This window comes from Lentisphaera araneosa HTCC2155 (genome assembly GCF_000170755.1).
Lineage (GTDB): Bacteria > Verrucomicrobiota > Lentisphaeria > Lentisphaerales > Lentisphaeraceae > Lentisphaera > Lentisphaera araneosa.
Genome location: NZ_ABCK01000003.1, coordinates 124,839 through 146,356 on the forward strand (window position 1 = coordinate 124,839; position 21,518 = coordinate 146,356).

17 protein-coding genes are annotated in these 21,518 nt (G+C 43.4%); 7 read left to right on the plus strand and 10 right to left on the minus strand.

The window, feature by feature from the left end:
• Positions 1–16: 16 nt before the first annotated feature.
• Positions 17–1,096, plus strand: a complete 1,080-nt coding sequence (locus tag LNTAR_RS03475) for a serine/threonine-protein kinase (protein WP_007277252.1) — start codon at positions 17–19, stop codon at positions 1,094–1,096.
• A 33-nt stretch (positions 1,097–1,129) separates the two neighbouring features.
• Here the strand turns inward: LNTAR_RS03475 and LNTAR_RS25080 are convergent, their stop codons facing one another.
• Positions 1,130–2,062 carry a thioredoxin family protein gene (locus LNTAR_RS25080; RefSeq protein WP_007277253.1) on the minus strand — a complete coding sequence of 311 codons (933 nt, stop codon included), beginning with the start codon at positions 2,060–2,062 and terminating at the stop codon, positions 1,130–1,132.
• 270 nt (positions 2,063–2,332) lie between these two features.
• Between LNTAR_RS25080 and LNTAR_RS03485 the strand changes: the two genes are divergently transcribed.
• The 3 genes from LNTAR_RS03485 to LNTAR_RS03495 are packed head-to-tail and all read left to right on the plus strand — an operon-like array spanning position 2,333 to position 6,266.
• Positions 2,333–3,712, plus strand: coding sequence for a DmsC/YnfH family molybdoenzyme membrane anchor subunit (locus tag LNTAR_RS03485; protein ID WP_007277254.1), 1,380 nt, complete (start codon positions 2,333–2,335; stop codon positions 3,710–3,712).
• Positions 3,700–4,050 carry a hypothetical protein gene (locus LNTAR_RS03490; protein ID WP_162026348.1) on the plus strand — a complete coding sequence of 117 codons (351 nt, stop codon included), beginning with the start codon at positions 3,700–3,702 and terminating at the stop codon, positions 4,048–4,050. The genes LNTAR_RS03485 and LNTAR_RS03490 overlap by 13 nt, the downstream gene beginning before the upstream one ends.
• Positions 4,050–6,266, plus strand: coding sequence for a molybdopterin oxidoreductase family protein (locus LNTAR_RS03495; RefSeq protein WP_007277256.1), 2,217 nt, complete (start codon positions 4,050–4,052; stop codon positions 6,264–6,266). Before LNTAR_RS03490 ends, LNTAR_RS03495 begins: the two co-directional genes overlap by 1 nt.
• Positions 6,267–6,379: 113 nt before the next feature.
• On the opposite strand, the gene gyrA is transcribed toward LNTAR_RS03495, so the two are convergent.
• The 4 genes from gyrA to LNTAR_RS03515 form a co-directional block, all read right to left on the minus strand.
• Positions 6,380–8,959: a DNA gyrase subunit A gene (gyrA, locus tag LNTAR_RS03500; protein WP_007277257.1), complete on the minus strand. Its 2,580-nt coding sequence runs from the start codon at positions 8,957–8,959 to the stop codon at positions 6,380–6,382.
• A 12-nt stretch (positions 8,960–8,971) separates the two neighbouring features.
• The gene (gene gyrB / locus LNTAR_RS03505; RefSeq protein ID WP_007277258.1) at positions 8,972–11,488 is read right to left on the minus strand and encodes a DNA topoisomerase (ATP-hydrolyzing) subunit B; all 2,517 of its coding nucleotides are present in this window, start codon (positions 11,486–11,488) and stop codon (positions 8,972–8,974) included.
• Between the two features lie 228 nt (positions 11,489–11,716).
• On the minus strand, positions 11,717–12,880 hold the full coding sequence (locus LNTAR_RS03510) for an aldo/keto reductase (RefSeq protein WP_007277259.1): 1,164 nt from the start codon (positions 12,878–12,880) through the stop codon (positions 11,717–11,719).
• Positions 12,881–12,948: 68 nt separating this feature from the next.
• On the minus strand, positions 12,949–13,539 hold the full coding sequence (locus tag LNTAR_RS03515; protein ID WP_007277260.1) for an alpha-ketoglutarate-dependent dioxygenase AlkB family protein: 591 nt from the start codon (positions 13,537–13,539) through the stop codon (positions 12,949–12,951).
• A gap of 116 nt (positions 13,540–13,655) precedes the next feature.
• Here LNTAR_RS03515 and LNTAR_RS03520 point away from each other — a divergent pair, with 116 nt between their 5' ends.
• Positions 13,656–14,390, plus strand: coding sequence for a BamJ family beta-barrel-assembly machinery protein (locus LNTAR_RS03520; RefSeq protein WP_007277261.1), 735 nt, complete (start codon positions 13,656–13,658; stop codon positions 14,388–14,390).
• A 50-nt stretch (positions 14,391–14,440) separates the two neighbouring features.
• Here LNTAR_RS03520 and LNTAR_RS03525 read toward each other — a convergent pair whose 3' ends face one another.
• From LNTAR_RS03525 to LNTAR_RS25090, 5 genes are read right to left on the minus strand one after another with little or no spacing between them, the layout of a single operon-like run.
• Positions 14,441–16,117, minus strand: a complete 1,677-nt coding sequence (locus LNTAR_RS03525; RefSeq protein ID WP_007277262.1) for a protein kinase domain-containing protein — start codon at positions 16,115–16,117, stop codon at positions 14,441–14,443.
• A complete protein-coding gene (hflX, locus tag LNTAR_RS03530) occupies positions 16,086–17,390 on the minus strand; it encodes a GTPase HflX (protein WP_007277263.1) in 1,305 nt (434 codons plus the stop codon). Before hflX ends, LNTAR_RS03525 begins: the two co-directional genes overlap by 32 nt.
• On the minus strand, positions 17,387–18,259 hold the full coding sequence (gene tolA, locus LNTAR_RS25085; RefSeq protein WP_007277264.1) for a cell envelope integrity protein TolA: 873 nt from the start codon (positions 18,257–18,259) through the stop codon (positions 17,387–17,389). Before tolA ends, hflX begins: the two co-directional genes overlap by 4 nt.
• Before the next feature lie 6 nt (positions 18,260–18,265).
• Positions 18,266–18,658 carry an ExbD/TolR family protein gene (locus LNTAR_RS03540; RefSeq protein WP_007277265.1) on the minus strand — a complete coding sequence of 131 codons (393 nt, stop codon included), beginning with the start codon at positions 18,656–18,658 and terminating at the stop codon, positions 18,266–18,268.
• A 1-nt stretch (position 18,659) separates the two neighbouring features.
• The gene (locus LNTAR_RS25090; protein WP_007277266.1) at positions 18,660–19,370 is read right to left on the minus strand and encodes a MotA/TolQ/ExbB proton channel family protein; all 711 of its coding nucleotides are present in this window, start codon (positions 19,368–19,370) and stop codon (positions 18,660–18,662) included.
• A 244-nt stretch (positions 19,371–19,614) separates the two neighbouring features.
• Between LNTAR_RS25090 and LNTAR_RS03550 the strand changes: the two genes are divergently transcribed.
• Positions 19,615–20,391, plus strand: a complete 777-nt coding sequence (locus LNTAR_RS03550) for a hypothetical protein (protein WP_007277267.1) — start codon at positions 19,615–19,617, stop codon at positions 20,389–20,391.
• A 73-nt stretch (positions 20,392–20,464) separates the two neighbouring features.
• A complete protein-coding gene (locus LNTAR_RS25095; RefSeq protein ID WP_007277268.1) occupies positions 20,465–21,517 on the plus strand; it encodes a tetratricopeptide repeat protein in 1,053 nt (350 codons plus the stop codon).
• Position 21,518: the final 1 nt, after the last annotated feature.

Genomic DNA, 21,518 nt, shown 5'->3' on the forward strand with positions numbered 1-21,518 from the left:
TCAAGGTGAGTCATAATTGTCGCAAAACACAACAGATCAAAGTATTTATTTCCGCTGTAACTTTTGCTACAGTCATTTAAATGCTGAAGCGGACTTGGCAAAAAGCAAGATTGCTTGTCCTTATTGCCACAGGCGAGTCACGGTTCCTAAGCCCTCTTTAGATCGTGGATACCTGATGAAGGACTGGGAAGTCGTACGCTTATTAGGGCAGGGTTCTATGGGCGAAGTGTATGAAGTTAGCAATAGCTCAGGCAAGCGTGGAGCCATGAAGGTCGTTCATCAGGACTGTATGAGTGAAGAAGAAACGCAGTACTTACAAGATGAAGCTCAAATTCTACTTAAGTTACGGCATAAAAATATCGTAAAAGTTCACGAAGCGGGTTTCGATGGGCTGCAATACTTTTTTGTGCAAGAGTTGGTTTTAGGTCGTAATACAGGCTCAACTTTAAAAAAATATGGAGCGTTTAAGCAATTAGAGGCTTTTCGGATCTGCCGAGATGTGGCATCAGCCATGCAGTATTTATGGGAAGAAGCAAAGATCATTCATCGGGACATTAAGCCCGATAATATCATGCTAAGCCGTGAAGGCGTGGTTAAACTCATGGATTTGGGAGTGGGTATGACTCAGGAGCAAGCCCAGACGCAGGGTTATGGGGCGGGGACTCCATATTATATGAGTCCTGAAATGATACAGAAGCCAGCTCTTTGCGATTTTCGCACGGATATATACTCACTTGGGATTAGTTTAGTCGAAATGCTTTCAGGGAGTAAACCTTATATGGCAGCTGACCGCAATACTGTCTTTGATAAGATTCTGTCTGAAGATGTTAAGTTATCAGCACTTCCTTGTTCAGATGAGGGGAAGCGAGCCATTGCGAAATTGATTCATCGCAATTATAAAAAACGCCCCGCTTCCTGGGCTGAATGCGTGGCAATGTTTGATCTTATCTTAGAGAAGGGAGTGCAAGGAAACGCCAAGAAAGAAGTGCAGTATATTTATGATCTCGGGCAAGATAAAGCTTTTATGGCTAAATATTATGCCCTGTTAATTTCGTTTTTTGTGGCGCTTTTGATACTGATTTATGTCGTGATATAGAGCTGAAGTAAGCTCCAGCTCTATAACAGGATTTTACTTACTTGGCTGAGTTTTTTGTTGAGCCTTCATTTGAGCAATTTGACCTTGAATATTTTTTGCAAATGCGCCAGTGGGGCTTGCTGGATCAATAGCAATGATCTGTTCCATGAGTTGCGCCGCTTTTTCTAGGATGCCTGGCTTCCTAGGATCATAGCAATTTAATTTTGTGAGTAAGGCCTTCTGCTTGTTTTCGCCAGCTAGTTGGTGTTTGATGATGAAGTCATCAGCGGTTCTTTCGGCTTTCGCGAGGTCGCCTTTGCGAGCTATTTGAACAATTTCCGCTTGTAATTTTTTGAGCGAAGATTTGAGTTCGCAAGCTTTTTTGAAGCCCGTGGTGTCTTCTGGGTCAGCGGCAAAGATCATTTCCATTTCCGCCTTATAGTGTGGGCTGAGTTCTTGCGGGATTATGTTTAAAGCAGCCGCAAGCTTTTTGGCTTTGTTGACTCCGGATTCTTTTTGTGCTGCTGCAAGAGCACTGTTGATTTTATCTCCCTGTGTGAGTAAAGCTTGAAGGTGCTTGTTGTAAGCGGGAGGACCACCTGCTTGGTAACCTGTCTTGGCAAAAGGACGCCCTTTCGCATCCATGAGTAGAATAGTAGGATAGCCTTGGATTTGGTAAGTATTTTTGAGCTTGTCGTTTTGAGCTTTGATTTCATCGCTTTGAACTTTATTTTGAGGGTAGTCGAGTTCGACTAAAACAAAGTGTTTGTTGGCAAAATCGCTAAATTCTTTGTGATCAAAAACTTCTTTTTTGAGTCTTATACACCAGCCGCACCAATCAGATCCAGTGAAGTCAACGAGTAGTGATTTGTTTTCTTGAGTTGCTTTTTGCTTGGCTTTTTCGAAGTTCGTTTCCCAGCCATCGCCGCCTGCGAATAATTGGAGAGTACTTATTAGACAAAGTGCTAGAGAGAGAAACTTCTTCATATCAAATCCTTTTTTTATGTTTTTCTAGTATATGGGTATTGAGAAAAATAACACTTAAAGTGAGTGTGTTTTAAGCTAAAACTCAGTAGAAATGATGGCTTGGTTTGGTGCTTTATAAGTTCTAAGGCATTTCTTCCCTTCAATATGGAGCGTTGTCGCATGTTACAAATATGTAAAATTTAGTGTATTTCTTACGGAAGTGTAGATAATGATCTTATTTATGTTATTTTTCCTGCTGTTTTTATAACTTGTATAAATTTTGGAAGAATTATGGCGGTACAAGAAAAAGTTTTAGTGGATAAAGAAGAATTGCTCAAGTCGATGTTGCAGGAGCAACAAGAGTTGACGATTGTTTCTGAGTTTGCACAGAAGCATGAGAATCAAGAGATTCCTTTGCAGCAGGAATATTATGAGAGTTTAATTCCTTTAAGTAAGCCAGGAAAAGGTGAGCAATATGCCTTTAAGGTCAATTTAGATGCCTGCACGGGCTGTAAAGCTTGTGTGACGGCATGTCACAACCTTAATGGTTTGGATGAAGATGAAACTTGGCGATCAGTGGGCTTGCTCCGCGGTGGTAGTACAGAAGAAGCCAAGCAGCAGCACGTAACCAGCGCTTGTCACCATTGTTTGGAGCCTGCATGTTCAGAGGGTTGCCCGGTTAATGCTTATGATAAAGATGAAGTTACAGGTATTGTGAAGCATTTGGATGACCAATGTATTGGTTGTCAGTATTGTATTTTAAAGTGCCCTTATGAAGTGCCGCAATTCAATAAGCGGATGGGTATTGTGCGTAAATGTGATATGTGCACCGATCGTTTAGAAGTTGGAGAGGCTCCGGCCTGTGTTCAGGCCTGCCCAACCAAGGCTATTAGTATTCAAGTGGTGAATAAAGAAGAGATTTTGGCTGAATCAATGGATAGTGTAGTTGTACCTGGTGCGCCCAACTCCGAATTTACGCAACCGACCACGAGTTTTGAAAGCGATAAGCCGCTCTCGAAAAATATGCTCGGGAGTGATTATTACTCCATTAAGCCCCAGCATTCGCATCCGCCATTGGTGGGTATGCTCGTGCTGACACAGCTATCGGTGGGAGCATTCTGTGTTGACACACTTTTTAACCTATTAAATGAAAACGCTTTGATCAATGAGATGCAGGGCTTTCACTCTATTGTAGCCTTAGTTTTGGGGGTTCTAGCTTTGAAAGTAAGTATCCTTCACTTAGGTCGTCCTCAGTTTGCTTTTCGTGCTTTCCTAGGCTTACAAACCTCATGGTTGAGTCGTGAGATTTTAGGCTTCAGTGTTTTTGCGGGACTCGCAACACTCTATGCAGCCTTGTTTTGGATTCCTCAGATCGAAAGCCTTATCAATATTCCAATCCCAGCATTCTTGAAGAGTGAGAGTTTGCGTTTGCAATTGAGTGTGGCGGTTGCTTTAAGTGGCATCGCGGGGGTTATTTGTTCAGTCATGGTTTATGATGACTGTAAAAAAGAATTATGGCGTGGATCGATTACGGGCTTAAAGTTTTTTGGAACGACGATTGTCCTGGGATTGAGTACAATTGCTTTAGCTTCCTTGGGAGGCGTTTACTTCTTGAAGCCGGAATATGCGACTGAAGTAGAAAAGTTTATAGTGCAAACTTGGCGATTTTGATTGTGATTGCGAGCTTCGCAAAAATGGCTTGGGAAGGCGCTATTTTCCGTCACCTCAAATCAAAAACTTACTCCATGGAAAAACGTTCAGCGATGTTAATGACCAATCATTTATTGACGGCAACACGTTTGCGTTATTTGACAGGATTTGTTGGTGGAGTATTACTGCCCATGTTTCTCTATAGTATGAGTCAAGAAAATTTAGTTGGCCTAGGTCACTTACAGAATATGCTTTTAGTTGCGGGAGGAATATTTGTCTTGACGCTTGTCGGTGAACTGAGTGAACGCTTTTTGTTTTTTGCAGCGATAGTGAGTAAGAAAATGCCGGGAGATGTGTAATGAGTACGACGCTTAAAGAAAAAATTAGCAATGTCATTCGCCAATGGGAAGGACCTTTAACTAAAGAACTTCTACGTGAACCAGCTAAATATGGCTTAGGTCAGGTTCCAGAAAAAATGAAACCCGATGCGACAACGACAGTCACGTGTGGCTTTTGCTCGACGGGTTGTGGTTTGAACGTGCACTTAAAAGATGGTGAAGCGATCAATTTAACTCCAGATACTAATTATCCAGTCAACCTTGGTATGGCTTGTCCAAAGGGTTGGGAAGCTTTAGCACCACTTAAATCAGATGATCGTGCTAAATCACCAATGATCCGAGTCAAAGGAAAACTCGTCGATGTGGATTGGGATAGCGCGATGAAGCGCATGGTTTCTGAGTTTAAAAATGTACAGAGTAAATACGGCGATGAATCAGTAGCTTTCATTAGTACGGGACAGATTCCTTCAGAAGAAATGGCCTTTCTTGGTGCTTTGACTAAATTCGGCATGAATATGATTCACGGGGATGGTAATACGCGTCAATGCATGGCGACAGCCGTCGTTTCCTACAAGCAGTCTTTTGGCTTTGATGCACCACCCTATACCTACAAAGATTTCGAAGAATCGGATGTAATTGTCTTAGTTGGTTCCAACTTATGTATCGCGCATCCCATTATGTGGGAGCGTGTCGCTATGAATCAAAACAACCCTGAGATTGTCGTTATTGATCCTCGTAAAACGGAAACAGCCGTAGCAGGAACACAGCATTACCCGATAGCACCGAAATCTGATTTGGCATTCTTTTATGGGGTGGCTAATCTCTTGATTCAACAAGGTCACATTCAGCAAGATTATATTGATAAATACACCAATGGCTTTGAGGGCTTTATTGAACACGTGAAAGAGTATACGCCGAAAAAAGTAGAAGAAGCTAGTGGTATCAAAGCGGATGAACTTCAGAAGCTCGTCGATACCATTGCTGCGGGCAAGCGAGTTTCCTTCTGGTGGACAATGGGTGTAAATCAGAGTCACGAAGGTGTGCGAGTTGCGCAATCACTCATTAATATTGCTTTGATGACGGGAAATATTGGTCGTCCTGGAACGGGAGCTAACTCAATCACAGGTCAATGCAATGCCATGGGCTCACGTCTTTTTAGTAATACCACAAATCTTTTAGGTGGCCATGATTTTGCTAATCCTGAGCATCGTAAAAAGGTTGCGGATATTATCGATGTTCCCGTAGAATCCATACCCGAAAAATTGGGTTGGGCCTACGATCAAATCATCAATGGCATTGCTGAAGGCAAGATTAAAGCACTTTGGATCATTGCCACCAATTCAGCGCATAGTTGGATTAATCAGCAGGGCTTCCGTGACGTGGTGAAAAACCTCGATTTTCTTGTGGTTCAAGACATGTATCACACGACTGAGACGGCGGAATTAGCCGATATGATTTTACCTGCGGCTTCTTGGTCAGAAAAGAATGGGACTTTTATCAACTCCGAGCGTCGTTTCGGCTTAGTGAAAAAAGTTGTTCGTGCCCCAGGGCAAGCGCTGACGGACTTTAATATATTTAAGCTGGTGGCCAATTATTGGGGCTGCAGCGACATGTTCAAAAAGTGGACTGACCCCGAAACAGTTTTTAAAATGTTGCGTGAATGTACTCGCAATCAGCCATGTGATTTTACTGGTATTGAGGATTATCAAATGATTGATTCATTAGGTGGTGTTCAGTGGCCACTACCAGAAGGAGTTGAACTCAAAGATAATGAGCGACGTCTTTTTGCCGATGGGAAATTTCATCACCCCGATGGCAAAGCCAAGTTTTTATTTGAAGATCCACAAAAACCTCTCGAGGTTCCCTGCCAAGAATATCCCGTATGGCTTTTGACTGGTCGCGGAACATCTTCGCAATGGCATACGCAAACGCGAACAAAAAAATCGAGTGTTCTCACGAAGCTTTACCCCAAAGATATTTACGTTGAGATTAATTCGAAAGATGCGCGTAAGCTTAAAATAGAACCCTCTGAATGGGTTTGGGTGAAATCTCGTCGCGGGAAACTTAAGGCGCGTGCAGTTCCAGCTTATCACGTTCAAGAAGGACAAGTTTTTATCTCAATGCATTACCCCGAATGTAACTACCTCACCTTTCCATCTTTTGACCCCTATTCTCGTCAGCCTTCCTACAAAGCTTGTGCCGTGAAAGTCTCCAAAATGGAGTACTGGGAGAAGTAAGTTTTATCTTAGATTGCTTTTGCTTAGCTTAAGTAGGTAGACATAAAAAAGGCGCTCGATGTGAGCGCCTTTTTTAGTGTTTGCGCCCCAGGTGGGGCGCGGTGTTTGAAGAATTATTCTTCTGAATCTTCAGGTTCGTCAGAACTTTCTTCAGCCTGTTCTGCGGATTCCGCAGGGGCTTCGGAGCCTTCTTCAGTATTTGCGGATTCCGCATTTTCTGAATCTTCGCCTTCTTCATTTTCTTCGTCTTTGTCGGCTTCGACTTCAACGACGCGAGATGCGGAGATGATCAGGTCTGAAGCTTTCTTAAACTTCATGATGGTCACACCCTGTGAAGCACGTCCGAGTGAACGGATTGGCTCAGCGGAGATACGAACCATGAGGCCTTCCATTGTGGTCATGATGATTTCATCAGTATCTTCAATCATCATCACTTCGACAACGTAATCACCTTCTTTTAGTTTGATGTTACGAACACCTTTGGCGCCACGTTTGGTGAGACGGTAGTCATCGACACAAGAACGTTTACCCATGCCTTTGGCAGTGACAACGAGGATATCTTCGCTTTCTTCAACGATTGACATCGCAACCACTTGGTCGGACTCAGAGAGGCGAATACCACGGCAACCGCGCGTTACGCGACCTTGTGTACGGCAATCTGATTCTTTAAAGTGACAAGCAATACCTTCGCGAGTTGAGAGGATGATCTTCTTGTTGCCATCAGTAAGTTTGGCTTCGATGAGGTCATCGTCTTCGTCAAGAACAATCGCTTTAATTGGCTTCTTACGCATGTTTTTGAAAGCAGCGAGAGCTGTTTTCTTCACAACACCATTACGAGTCGACATCATGATGAAGCGATCTTCATCGTCGACTTTATCAACGGAGATCATGGCGCGGACGTATTCACCTTTCTCAAATTCGAGGAGATTAACCATCGCTTTACCTTTAGAGACACGAGTTGCTTCAGGAATGTCGTAAACTTTGAGCCAGTGCATGCGACCAAAGTTAGTAAAGAACATGATGTAATCGTGTGTGCAAGCAGTTGTGAGTTGCTTCACGAAGTCGTCATCCTTAGTTTCCATGCCTTTTACACCTTTGCCGCCGCGATTTTGTGTGCGGTAGATCTCGGTAGGTACACGTTTGATGTAGCCTTCGTTGGAGATGGTGATTGTCGCAGAAGCGCGAGCAATGAGGTCTTCATAGTTAATGTCACGTTCGCCAGGGCGCATTTCCGTACGACGTTCATCAGCAAATTTGTCACGAACTTCAATGAGTTCTTCTTTGACGACATCAAGACGCATTTGGCGGTTGGCCAAGAGTTCACGGTAATGAGCAATGCGTTTCATGAGTTCTTCGTATTCGGCAGTTAACTCGTCAATAGCGAGGCCAGTGAGTTGGCTGAGACGCATATCGAGAATAGCTTTAGCCTGCTCGTTAGAGAGTTCAAAACGTTCTTTAAGTTGATTGTGAGCATCTTCACGGTTAGTAGAGGCGCGAATGATTTTGATGACTTCATCAATATGATCAACGGCTTTGAGTAAACCTTCCAAGATGTGTGCACGACGTTCAGCTTTTTCGAGTTCGAACTTGATTCGACGCGTGATGACTTCGAGACGGTGATCGAGGTAAGCTTGAAGAAGCTGCTTGAGGTTGAGTGTCTTAGGTTGTTTGTTATCTACTACAAGGAACTGGCAACCGATAGAGACGGCAAGCTGAGTGTGTTTGTAGAGTTGATTGATAACTACAGTGGCCATAGCGTTGGTTTTAATGCCAACGACAACACGAATACCTACACGTGAAGATGATTCATCATTAAGTGAAGAAATGCCAGTGATAACTTTGTTATTCACTAATTCGGCAATCTTCTTAACCATATTTTCTTTGTTTACTGCGTAGGGAATCTCGGTAATGACAATCTGTTCACGGCCATTTTTCTCGATGATCTCGGCGCGACCACGGAGGTGAACGCCACCGCGACCCGTTTCATAGAGACGACGAATGCCATCGAAACCGATTGAGATGCCCGCAGTTGGGAAGTCAGGACCCGGGAGGTGCTGCATCATTTCTTCGATAGTGATCGAAGGCTGATCGAGCAGGGCTACAGTAGCATTGATAACTTCGCCTAAGTTGTGCGGAGGAATGCTCGTTGCCATACCAACACCAATACCCGTTGTACCATTAACTAATAAGTTAGGGTAGCGTGCAGGTAGTACAGTGGGTTCATTCTGGCTGCCGTCGAAAGTCGGCTGCATGTCAACTGTATTTTTGTCGAGGTCAGTGAGGAGTTCCTCAGCTAAACGTTCCATACGACATTCCGTATAACGATAGGCAGCCGCGCTGTCACCGTCAATCGAGCCGAAGTTACCTTGGCCGTCGATAAGCATGCCACGCATGGAGAAATCCTGCGCCATACGAACCATTGTATCATAGACGGAGCCGTCACCGTGTGGGTGGTATTTACCAATAACATCACCAACTACACGAGCACACTTCATATAGGAGCTGCCCTTGCGGAGGTTGAGTTTATCCATTGCAAAGAGTACGCGGCGCATACCAGGCTTGAGTCCATCACGAACATCTGGGATGGCACGGCCAACGTTTACTGACATAGAGTACTGGAGGTAAGCGTCCGAGAGGAGCTTTTCAATACCCTGAGGCGTGACTGTAGAAAAATCTTGTTGATTATCGCTCATGGTTATTTATCCTTATACATCCAATTCTTTAAGAGTTGTTGAGTACTTCTCGATGAAGTGGCGACGAGGTTCAACAACATCACCCATGAGAAGAGAGAACATGCGTTCGGCCTCTACGGCATCTTCCATAGTGACTTGTAGAAGGTCGCGACGAGTGGGGTCCATTGTGGTTTCCCATAGTTGGTCAGCGTTCATCTCACCAAGACCTTTATAGCGTTGGAGCTTGAGTCCTTGCGAACCTTCGTCCTTAATGGCTTCAAAAAGCTGAATTAAAGTGAAGATTGGCGTATCGTTGTTGCCGTCAGTGAGGTTGAAGATTGGCTCAGCGAGAGCATCTTCTGGTTCAAGGAAATGCTGCAGCGTGAGAGAGACTGTCTCAAGTTTCTCACGAATTTCTTCAATAAGAGTTTTTTCGTGAAGTTCATTGACTTCAATTGAGGGGTGAATGCCGACTTCTTCAGCTTCCTCTTCGACAAGTTCCCCTTCGAGAACTTCTTCGCCTTCGATAGTTTCGGACTCAGCATCTGTGTCAACAAAGGTAATGACTGGTTTAAGTCGTTCAGTAGCATCATCAATAATTTGAGCTAACTCTTCTTGGCTCGTTGGGAAGTAGATGGAGTATGTGCCATCGTCTTCACGAACGCCCACGCGAGCAATGGGGAGGGATCCATCTTCGAGGACATGTTGTAAGTAAGTTTCCAGTGTTACACCATGGTTTTCGAGGCCTTTGCCAACAGCAAGTGTACGCTTGATAAGTGCTAGAATTTCGTTTGTTTCACGAGGTGAAAGAGTATTTCCCGCAAGTTTGTTTTCGAGTGTGATACCATCGACACCGAGCTCAAGAAGGAAATTATTGAGCATCGCATCATTTTTGATGTATTCTTCACGTTTACGGCGAACCACTTTATAGAGTGGTGGTTGAGCGACGTAAATGTAACCAGCTTCAATGAGTGGTTTCATTTGGCGGAAGAAGAAGGTGAGTAGCAGGGTCATGATGTGAGATCCATCGACGTCCGCATCCGTCATGATAACGATTTTTTTGTAGCGGATTTTTTCGACGTCAAATTCATTGCCTACACCACAGCCAATGGCGCTAATAAGTGAACCGATTTCCGTGTTGGCAAAAACTTTGTCGATACGTGCCTTTTCAACGTTGATGAGTTTACCACGAAGGGGGAGGATGGCTTGGACTTCGGAGTTACGTCCTTGCTTAGCTGAACCACCGGCTGAGTCACCTTCCACAATGAAGATTTCGCACTCATCAGGGTTTTTACTTGAGCAACCCGAGAGTTTACCTGCATCGGCAAAACCTTCGAGTACGTTGTCTTTGCGAATCAATTGGCGAGCACGTAGAGCAGCGGCTGAAGCGCGGTTAGCTAAGAGAGCTTTTTCAACGACGACTTTTGCGGCTTTAGGGTTCTCTTCTAAGAACTCGTTAAAACTAGTGCTTACGATAGCGCGTACGATTGAACGGACTTCGTTATTACCGAGTTTAGTTTTAGTCTGACCCTCGAATTGTGGTTCAGGAACTTTAACCGAGATAATCGCAGTTAAGCCTTCGCGTACGTCAGTGCCAGAGACATTTTTCTCATTCTTGAACTTGGAATCATTCTTCATGTAGGAATTGATTGAGGCAGTCAAGGCTGTTTGGAAACCAGCTAAGTGAGTCCCGCCTTCAATCGTATGGATGTTATTACAGTAAGAATAAATATTTTCTTGGAAGCCATCGTGATATTGAAAGGAGACGTCGGCAGTGACGCCATCTTTTTCAGTTGAGAAAGTAACTGTGTCAGTAACGACAGTTTTGCCGTCATTGAGGTGTTTTACAAATTCGCCAATGCCACCTGGGAAGTAGAAAGTCTCGCGACGTTCACCGTCTTCGGCACGCTCATCAATGAAGTTGATCGTGATGCCGGGGTTGAGGAAGGCGAGTTCGCGAAGGCGTTTAGCAAGGATGTCCCATTTGTAAATTAGGGTCTCAGTGAAGATCTCAAAGTCGGGTTTGAAGATGACTTCGGTGCCCGTGATATTGGTGTGACCAATAGTTTTGAGCGAAGTTTCAGTAAGGCCGCGTTCAAAGCGAATGAAGTGAAGAGTCTCATCGCGATGAACTTTAACTTCCATCCATTCTGAAAGAGCATTTACACAAGAAACACCAACACCGTGAAGGCCGCCTGATACTTTGTATGAATCTTTGTCAAACTTACCACCAGCGTGAAGCTTAGTAAGTACGAGCTCGACAGCGGGGATACCTTCTTCTTCATGAATGTTGACAGGGATGCCGCGGCCATCATCGACGACCGTGACGCTGTTGTCGATGTGAAGTTTGACAGTGATGTTGTTACAGTGTCCAGCTAAGGCTTCGTCAATACTGTTGTCAACAACTTCGTATACTAAGTGGTGAAGTCCGCGTTCATTGGTGTCGCCGATGTACATGCTTGGGCGTTTACGAACGGCTTCTAGGCCCTTCATTACCGAGATACTATCAGCGCCGTATTCACCTGCTTGGTTTTCTTGCTCTTCAGACATATATGGGTCTCTTTTTTATTAACACAAAAATGGTTTATTATATATTAATGAGACTTTAGGTTAAAATGACTATTTTTCTATTGGTATAGAGGGATGGGAAAGTGCTAAATGGCGATTAATTGCATAAAAATAGCCTAAAAATCAATTTTAGGCTATTTTTACGTAAGTTAAGGCTTTTTTGTATTTCGCTTTTTAAGATCGTTTTAAGGCAAAAAATGCTTTTTTGATTTAGCTTTTATTTTCAAATAGTTGGTGGGCTGTTTTTAGTCCCTTGATAACGCCTTGTGGATCGTGGTGATTTGGGAGCGCTGCAAGGAGTTCTTGTTCGGGTATCTTGTTCGCTTTTTCTCCGGGAAACCAGTGATCTTTTTGCCCCAGTAGAGCGTAGCGCATAATGCCGTAAGCATTCATGTCGAGAGCGGTGGCAAGGTTATAGAAACGCAGAATGTCATAGGTGTTGATCTGGCCAGGAGTTTGCAGTGTTTCAGGAAGGCCTTTGTCCCAGTTCTTTGCCCATTGCTCACCGAGCTTGTCTTTAATTCTGCGGTCAATTTTATTTGCAATCTCAGCAATAGTTTGAGTGTCGTCTAAATGAGGAATGATTTTTAGGTGCTCATCAAAATCAGAAGGGCGTGCGGCCCCAAGGCTTATGGTGTGGACTAAAGGGTTCTGAAGGCAGAATAAATCATTAAACATCATGGGTGAAAAGGGTTCACAGAGCTCGCTTAAGGCAGGGGGTGGCTCATAGAGTTTTCCGCCTTTGTCACTGGGGCTAATAATAAAGACCCCCATGTCGTGTTTTTTGGCAGCCTCAATGGCAGGGTGGTTCTTTTGCATGAAGTAATACCAATGTAAGTTCACGTAGTCGAATTCACCTGTTTCTATGGCTTTGATAATGATGTCTGTGGATCCGTGGGTTGAAAAGCCGATGTGTTTGATTCGTCCTTGTTTTTTCCATTCTTGGGCGCGCTCTAAGCATCCGCCTTTACGAATGGTCCAGTCGAGACGTTCTTGATTGTTGATGCCGTGAACTCCCATGAGGTCGAGGTGATCGACCTTGAGGCAGGACATACTGTCTTCGAAATCACGCTGAAAATCTTCAATATCCGCATGGGGCTGAATTTTACTTTGTAGGATATATGATTCGCGATCGAGCTTAGGGAGTAGCTTTCCAATCTGGTATTCACTCGTTCCGTAGCCGTGAGCGGTTTCGATGTGGTTAATTCCGAGCTCTAAGCTGCGTTTTAAGGTGTTTTCGAGGTTTTTTTGATTGTCGGCTTCAACTTTGTCAGTTTCTTTTCTTTCCCAGCTTTGCTGATAACGCATGCCGCCACAGGAAAGGATAGGTATTTGTATCTCGGTACGGCCAAAGCGACGAGTAGGTACTTGCATATAAAACTCCTTAATTCATTTATTAATAAAGTAAAGAGATGTGAAATAAATGAAAGGACTTAAGACGCTTATTGTGGATGAGTTAGTCGAAAAGTTAAACTTATGCGGGCATCGCATTTTTTTTTAGTTTTGCGCAAGCAATGTTGGCTCGTGTGCTGTAGGGGGCCTTTCATGATGATGAGGGAGCCATTGTTTAAATCGAAATCAAGTTTGTTTTTGTGATTCTCGTTTGATCGAATGGAGAAGCGTCGTATTTGGCCAAAACTAAACATGGCGATTAATGGATTGCGACCAAGTTCTTTTTCATTGTCTGCATGCCAGCCGTTTGAATCTTTGCCATCTCGATAATAGTTCGCAAGCATAGAGTTGAAGGTCCAGTGACTCTTGTCTTCTGCGAGCGTTTTTAGTTTGAGGACTTGCTGAGTCCAAGGGTTTATTTTTAAATCAATCCCAGAGTAATTGTAATGGATGTTGGGGTCGGCAAGCCAGGCGTGTAATCTAGGTATAAAATGTTCTTTTCCCATGATTCGGATCTTGTCACATTGCCATGGAAGATCTTTTTCAAGCTCAGAAAAAAGCTGTGAAGCTTCGCTGTCAGTGAAGAAATGAGGGTGGTAAATGATTTCGCCATTGCAAAAAAGATGGGTTTGTGGAGTCATAATCCTGAGCTTTTGCCTTAGTTTGAACAAAAAATTGATATTCGAGCTATTTTAAATATGTTTAGCCCTTAGCTTCAACGATTCACTTTTAACATAAATAAACACTAGGAAAAAATATGAACAGCAAGTTCTTTTTTACAACTGCGGCGTTTAGTTTGATGGCAATGAGCTCTGTTTTTGCTCAAGAGCCAGCAAAAGCTGCGACTCCAGCAGAGCCCGCAAAACCAGCAATGACTTTTGAACAAGCGAGTAAAGTTATCAGTTACAACGAAGGTATCAACTTAGGTCAAAGACTTGCGGAAGCAAAAGAGATGGATTCTGCTGAATTCTTGAAAGGCATTCAAGTGGGTGTTGAAGGTAAGAAAAATACACTTTACTCACAGCCAGAAATCATGGAAGCGATGAACGTTATGCGTACAGAAATGCAGAAGCGTCAGGCTGTAGAAGCGGCGAAATTTGCAGAAGAGCAAAAAACACTTTCTGTTTCAGCTAAGAAAGAAGCTTTCGGTGATAAGCAAGTGACAAAGACTGCATCGGGTCTTGAGTACGTTGTGATGACTGCAGGTAGTGGTGAGAGCCCTAAGGCAACAGATACAGTTTCAGTTCACTACACAGGTAAGTTATTAAATGGAACTGTTTTCGACAGTTCAGTCCAGCGTGGCGAGCCAATCGAATTTCCACTTAATGGTGTGATTCCAGGTTGGACAGAAGGTGTTCAGCTTATGAAGCCAGGTGCGAAGTACGTTTTCTACATCCCTTCGAATCTTGCTTATGGCCCAAATGGCCAGGGTCCAATCCCAGCAAATTCAGATCTCATTTTTGAAGTTGAGTTACTTAAAGTCGTTAAGTAATTTAATCTAATAAATGTTGAAAGAGCCTCCTGTAAAGGGAGGCTCTTTTTTTATATACTGTTGAGGGTGCGGTAGATTTCGGTAAATTTCCTAATTTTAGAAACGGGTATATCTTGGCCAATTGTACTGGTGTCTTTCATTTTTGAGCCTTCCATTTCAATGAATTTTAGAAGTGCTCTGAGTTCGTTTAAATCTGCAGGTGTAATAATGCCAACGGAGTCTACTTCTAAGATTTGCTTTTGAATGAGTGTATTTATAGCTCCTTCAGTGCGTTCTTTTGGGAGGCCGAGATTGTCTGCTACTTGTTGAGCTAATTGCTCACGGCTATATCCTGGGAGTTCATTGTTTTCGGAAATAGCCTGGAAGTTTATCTCCATGAATAAATAATAGGTCTGTGTGACTACAGGTAGTGCACAGCTCGCGCTAATAAAGGGGTGGATGTCATTGTTGGTGTTTTGGAGTTTGAAAGCCAAGGAAGAGAGAGTTTTTTCTAGCCAAGGAGGCATTTTATTCAATTCATCGAGTACCATTTGGCGAGTTATGACTAAGACGGATGTTTCTTCCATAGCGATAGCATTTGCCGATCGATTTTTACCTGTGAGTAGAGAGAGTTCCCCTAGGATGGCTCCTTTTTCGCAGATTTCTAAGACATTATGTTTTTCGTTATCATCATGGTAGATTTCGACTCGTCCAGAGACCACTACGTAAGCTTCGCTTCCTTTGCTATCTTTATGGATAAGTTTTTCACCTCTTTTATAAGTCTTTAAGCTACTAGCATGTTTGCCACTAAGGTAATAATCGATGGAACTAGAGATGGCGTCAACAGATTGGAAACGGTCGTCTTTATTTTTCGACATAGCCTGAGTAATGATATCTGTAACTTGTAGAGGGAGGTTATCACAGCCGGGTTGTTCTAGGGGGTGGAGGTGTTTTGCGTTCTCCGCATGGTTGAGGAGTTTTGCGACTTCTGTGTAGTTGTATGGGGCTTCTAGGGTGAGTAGGTGGTAAAGAGTTGCTCCTAACAAAAAGATGTCAGTGAGTCGATCAATCTCGCGGATATTACCGAAAGCTTGCTCTGGAGATAGATAGGCTAGACTCCCTTTAATAATACCGTCGTGAGTTAGGAAAGAATCTTCGAAGCTATGGTCGGCCATAGGGTTGGCTTTTTCCTCTTCTTCATCGATATGTTTAGCTAATCCCCAGTCCACAAGCAGCACTTCACCATAGGGGCCAAGCATTATGTTGGCAGGCTTTATGTCACGGTGGATGATGCCTCTAGAGTGGGAGTAGGCGAGGGCGTCACATACTTTTCGGAAAATATTGAGTCTTTCAAAGAGACTGTATTTCTTTTCGTATGTGGGATCTTTATCTTTGAGTTTATTGATGACTTCTAGCAGTGATTCCCCTTCAATTAACTTCATAGTATAGAAGGGCGCGTTGGTATCAGGAGAGGTGCCCACATCATGGACAGGGATGATATTCGGGTGCTGGAGTTGAGCTGTGAAACGCGCTTCTTTTAAGAAGGATTCGACTGTAGAGGGACTCTTTGCGTGCTTGGGGGCCAGCGTTTTCATGGCAAGTATACGGTTGAGTTGAGTGTCGTCAACAGCATCAACTGTGCCCATTCCGCCTTTGCCTAAGTCTGATTTTACCTGGTAGCGATTGTTTACATCGGGTTGGATGTCTTTAAGGATGTCAACAGCGGTGCGTGTTCGGGATCGTTGCATTTACAATATAATCCTCAATTTCATTTTTTAGGTCATTCGGAGCGGTGCACTTTACATAGATGAAGTTATCGTCGTACTTTTCACTATGTACTTGGCATTGGCGGTGAATTAAAGCCATGAGGTCAAAACGATCAAAAGGAATGTTGAGTTCAACATCGAATAATTTGTGCTCGATGAGTTCACACATGCGTTCTTGGAGGAGTTCGATTCCTTGGCCAGATTTCACTGATATAAAAATACAGTCTGGATAGGCGCTTCGCAAGGAGGCTAGTCGATTAGAGTGCTCGACTTGGTCGATTTTGTTGAAAGCAATGATGGTTTTTTTCGTATCTGCGTCTAATTCGTTCAAAACCTTAAAAGTTGTGTCCATTTGCTGCAGGGCATCTGGATCAGAAGCATCAACGACATGGATGAGGAAATCTGCAACAACCGTTTCTTCTAGAGTCGCTTTGAAGGCTTCGACTAAATCATGTGGAAGTTTTCGGATGAAGCCTACCGTGTCGGTTAATAGTAATTCTTGATTGTTATTGAGTAAGATTCTGCGAGTTGTAGGATCGAGAGTCGCAAAAAGTTTGTCGTCAGCTAAGATTCCAGCGTTGGTGAGACGGTTAAGTAGGGAAGATTTACCTGCGTTGGTATAGCCCACAATAGCGGCGTTTGGAACAGGTTTTTTTCTTCTCTGTTTACGCTGAGTGGCACGTTGTGAACGTACTTTTACGAGCTCTTTTTGTAGGCGACTTATTCTGGCTCGAACCATACGACGGTCGAGCTCAATTTGACGTTCGCCTTCCCCTTTCATGTTGGTGCCACCGCGTTGGCGTGATAAGTGAGTCCAGGCGCGTGTTAAACGGGGCAGATCGTATTCAGCACGAGCCAGGTCGATCTGGAGGCGAGCTTCCCGTGTGGTGGCACGCTGTGAGAAAATTTCTAAGATGACTTCGCGACGGTCAATAACAGCTAGGCAGGATTCACGTTCCATATTCCTTTGTTGAGAAGGGCTGATATCGGCGTCGAAAACAATGATGCCTGCTTCGGCTTCCATGACATTATGGAAGAGTTCTTCTGCCTTTCCGCTAGTTAATAAGAAACGAGCGCTAGGTTTTTGATTGCGGATGGCTTTTTTACCAGCGACGTCGACGCCCATAGTTTGCATGAGTTCTTCAAGTTCTTCTAGGAGCTGGTCGCATTCTTCTTTTTCATCATTCTTTTTATAGACACCAACTAAAAATGCGGTGTTATTTATGTCGAGTTTTTTCTCGTCACTAATGCTCATATTCTGCGGCCTAGCGTAAATGTTTCTGTGATTTGTTTAGCGTCCATGCCTTTAGGGAAAGCGGGTAATTTGGTGAGTCCTGCGAGGAATGTTTTAGCTGCGCGATTTAAGGCGGCGCTTTTAGCTGCCTTGATGATTTTTTTACTGATGATTCTACCACTGCGATCGATCGTGACTTGGACTGTGACTCGATCAGTAGTGCTTATTCCACTATCGAGATAGACTCGGTCCCATTGTTGGCCGAGGCCAGCTCCGAGAAGTGACTTATATTGATTGTTGAGTTTGGATTGTTTGGCTGCGTTAGCTTTAGCCGCCGCTTTTTTCGCTGCGGCCGCTCGTTCTCTGGCGCGTCTATCGGCAGCCTCTTTTTGTCTTTTGAGTTCGGCTTTCCTATCGGCGTCGCGTTTAGCTTGAGCTTTACGCTCTCGCTCCTTTTTTGCCGCCGCCTCTTTTTGTGCGGCTGCTTTTTTCTCTGCATCGCGTTTGGCGCGAGCTTTTTGATCGCGAATTTTCTTTTCTTCGAGTGCTTTAGTTGCTTTCTTAAGGGCGTCTTTTTTAATTTGTTCTGCCTTCTCTTTAGCCTGCTTATCCAAGTCAGCTTTATTGGACTCAGGTGTTGCTTTTTTAGGGGGAGTTTCGGGTTTTGTTTCAGGCTCAGGAGTAGAGATGGGGGTTGTTATTGCTTTTGGTTTTGAGGTTGTGGGGCTAAGTTGGCTTAAGTCAACGCTGACGCTCAGGGAGTTCTCCACTTGTTCCTTTTTTTCCTTTTTGAAAAAAGGTAATATAAATAGAGAGAGTAGAGCGAGTCCGTGGATGATGACGGAAAATATTAAAATTGACTTTCGGCGTTTTTTCTTACTTTCATTCATTATGATTTAATTCTCACTGGAAGTGCCGAGGGAAACGTCACTTATACCGGCTTTTTTGATCGCGCGTAGGACAGAGATTACTTCTCCGTAAGGTCGGCCTTCGTCTGCTTTTACTGTGAATACCTTATTAGTTGTGTCCATATTTAGGATGTAGTTTTCAAGTTCGTCAATGGTGAGCTTGTTACCTTCTATGACGACTTCTCCATCTGCATTGTACCAAACAGTGGTTTCTAATTCTGGCTGAGGAGGTGCCTGATCGGTCATCTGTGGTAATTTGATGCGGTTTTCCATGGCAGGCATGGTTACCATAAAGGTAATAAGTAGAATAAAAGTTATGTCGACCAAGGGGGTGACATCAATATTTGAGAGGACGGCGTTTTCACGGTGACGTCTCGCCATTTTACTTTTTCACTCTATGTAATGTAAGGTTTCCGATGTAGAAATCGGTGAAATTGTCCATGTGCGAAATAAGGGTGCGGATTTTTGCGGTGAGTAAGTTGTAGCCAACAACTGAAGGTATGGCGACCAAAAGACCTGCAACTGTTGTTAGTAGTGCGCCAGCAATACCTGGTGCAATCGCTGCAATGTTAGCTGAGCCATGTTCAGCCATACCGCCGAAAGAAGTCATTACTCCATAGACAGTGCCAAGTAATCCACAGAAAGGGCTGACTGAGACAATAGTTGAAAGCGAGCTCATTTTTCCTTCATAGCGTAGGATTTCGTCATTTACCGCCTGTTCCATTGACTTACGGACGGATTCGATTTCGATTGATGAGATTTGACGAGGCAATAAATTATCATGTGCGAAGGATAGCAACTCATGTTCATTAGTATGGAGTAGAGAAATAAGTTGGTGGTTGGCTGAGGTATAAACTTTTCCAATTGGGTGGTCTGAATTGAATTCTTGGGTACACTTTAATAAGCAAGATCCGCGATCTTGAAGTTGGGACTTGAGTTGAAATGCATTTTTTAGAGCCGTTTTCACTTCAATCCATTTTTCTAGCATTAAAAACCAAGAGACTATCGACACTAAAAAGAGAAGAAGTACGATGAAGCGCCCGAAATTATCGGACATCAAGAAGTAGTAATAAGGTGAACTTTCGTCAAACATGCAAGTGCTTTTGGTTTTTAAGGTTTAGTTAAGGTAAAAGTGGCGTAATTATCTGATATTAAGTCTTTGGGCCTTAAAATCAAGAGATTTATTGCCATAATTTCTAGTTCTCCCCTCAAAAAAGGACTTGTGTTGTTTGAATTACATTTGCAGATATGGTAATATTATCAGCAGTTCGAGCTAGTTTACCATTATGGAGTATGAGCTTTAAAGATTTTGTCAAAAAAAAATGTGAGATATAAATATGAGTGACAACATACCAAGACCACCACGTCCACCACGTCCAGGAGCACAAACATCAGCAGCTCCAGTCCCAAGAAGCGGTATTCGCCCTGGTGGAGATAGTGCAAACGATTTTGGTGACACCCGTACAGTTATTTTATCCCGTAAAAGCATGAGCATGATGCAGACTAAGAAGGATGGAGAAAGTAAAGCTCCAGTCCAGCCTGCAACACCTCCGGCAATGCAAAAAGCCAGAGTTGAGAATGGAACGGTGCATTGTGTGAAATGTTCAGCGAGTTTTCCTATTGTTTCTGATGAATTTTATGGTGCAGTAGTAGAATGTCCTGATTGTGCCGCTGAATTTGTGATTCCTACAAAAGCAGAATTGGCCTCTCCAGCAGCAGCACCCGCACCCGCGGCAGCACCTGCTCCGGCTCCTGCAGCAGCACCGAAAAAATCTGCTAAGAAGCGTAAGCCAGTTAGAAACGTTCCTAAGTATATTGAAAGCGAAGTTAAAGACTCTGAAGAAGTTATTTTTTGTGATACGAAAGACCTTGGAAGCGGAAGCCAAGCAGGCATAGTTGGTGGTATCGTTGCTATGGCTGGAGGTATCGGTGGAGCTGTGATGGGTGGCGGTATCGGTATTGGAGTAGCTGGCGGCGTTGGTGTACTCGGAATTATTCTTGGTATTGTACTCGGTAAAAAAGCTGGAGGCAAGGTTACAACTGCTATTACTGACGAGCGAATTGTTGTCAAGCCTGAGTCAGGTGACTGGGTTGTACAAAGTGAGCTTGAGTAGTTCAAAATAAAATAAGTTTTGGTTAACCGCAATTCGAAATAGAATTGCGGTTTTCCTATTTTTAGGATAAAACATGAATAAAAAAATATTGGCCTTTTTATGTCTGCTTTTAAGTTTAAGTGCGTATTCTCAATCATTTGATTCAGAATCACTTAAGAAGAGCGCTGAAAAAGGCGATGAGTTTTCACAGTTTTTACTTGGTTTACTTTATAAAAATGGTCAAGGTGTTGAGCAGAGTTTTGTGAATGCCGCTGAGCAATTTATGGCAGCGGCTAGTCAAGGTAATGGTGCTGCTTGTCACGAGTTGGGTAAGTTTTATGAGGCTGGTTATGCGTATAGACAATCCTACGAAAAGGCTGCTGAGTGGTACCGTCGTGGTATTGTGTTTGGTGAAAAACGTTGTGTCTATTCGCTTGCCAAGCTTTTGACTGAGTCTCGTGTAGAAAAGAAGGCTAAAGAAGATTCGGATAAAATGTTTGAGCAGGCTTGGGATCATTTCGAAGAGCGTGCGAAAAATGATGAAGTGGAAGCGAATTATTTTTTAGGAAAAATGAGTTTTAATGGTTGGGGGACTTTGCGGAGTCCGCATGAAGCGCTCAAATATTTTAAACTTGGTGCTGATGCGTTTGATGGAGCTAGCCTATATGAATGCGCACGCTTTTACCTCAAGGGGATTATCGTTGAGTCAAATGCAAAGAAGGGGATTGATTACTTGGAGTTAGCAGAAGAGAATTACTCAGTAGAAGCAATTAAAATGAAATTGCGTTTGGCACAAGTTGGAGATAAGTACTTATTCTTATTGCCGAGTCGTGAGCAGCAAATGCTGATTGAAAAGAAGCTTGCTGACCGTGGTGTTTCGGAATTTCAATATTCGTACAGCATGCGACTTAAGAAATATAATATGAAAAAATTTAGGCTATCAGGCTTATCTTACTTAAAATCAGCTGCGGACCAGCAATGGATTCCAGCAGAATATGAACTGGGGCAAATTTTACTCTTTGGTAAATATGCTGTTGATCAAGATGTTCAGCGTGGCCAACGTTACATTGAATCGGCTGCTGATGGTGGACATGCAAAATCAAAGCGTTTGATGCATGAACTGAGAAAGCACTCAGGAAAAAAATAAT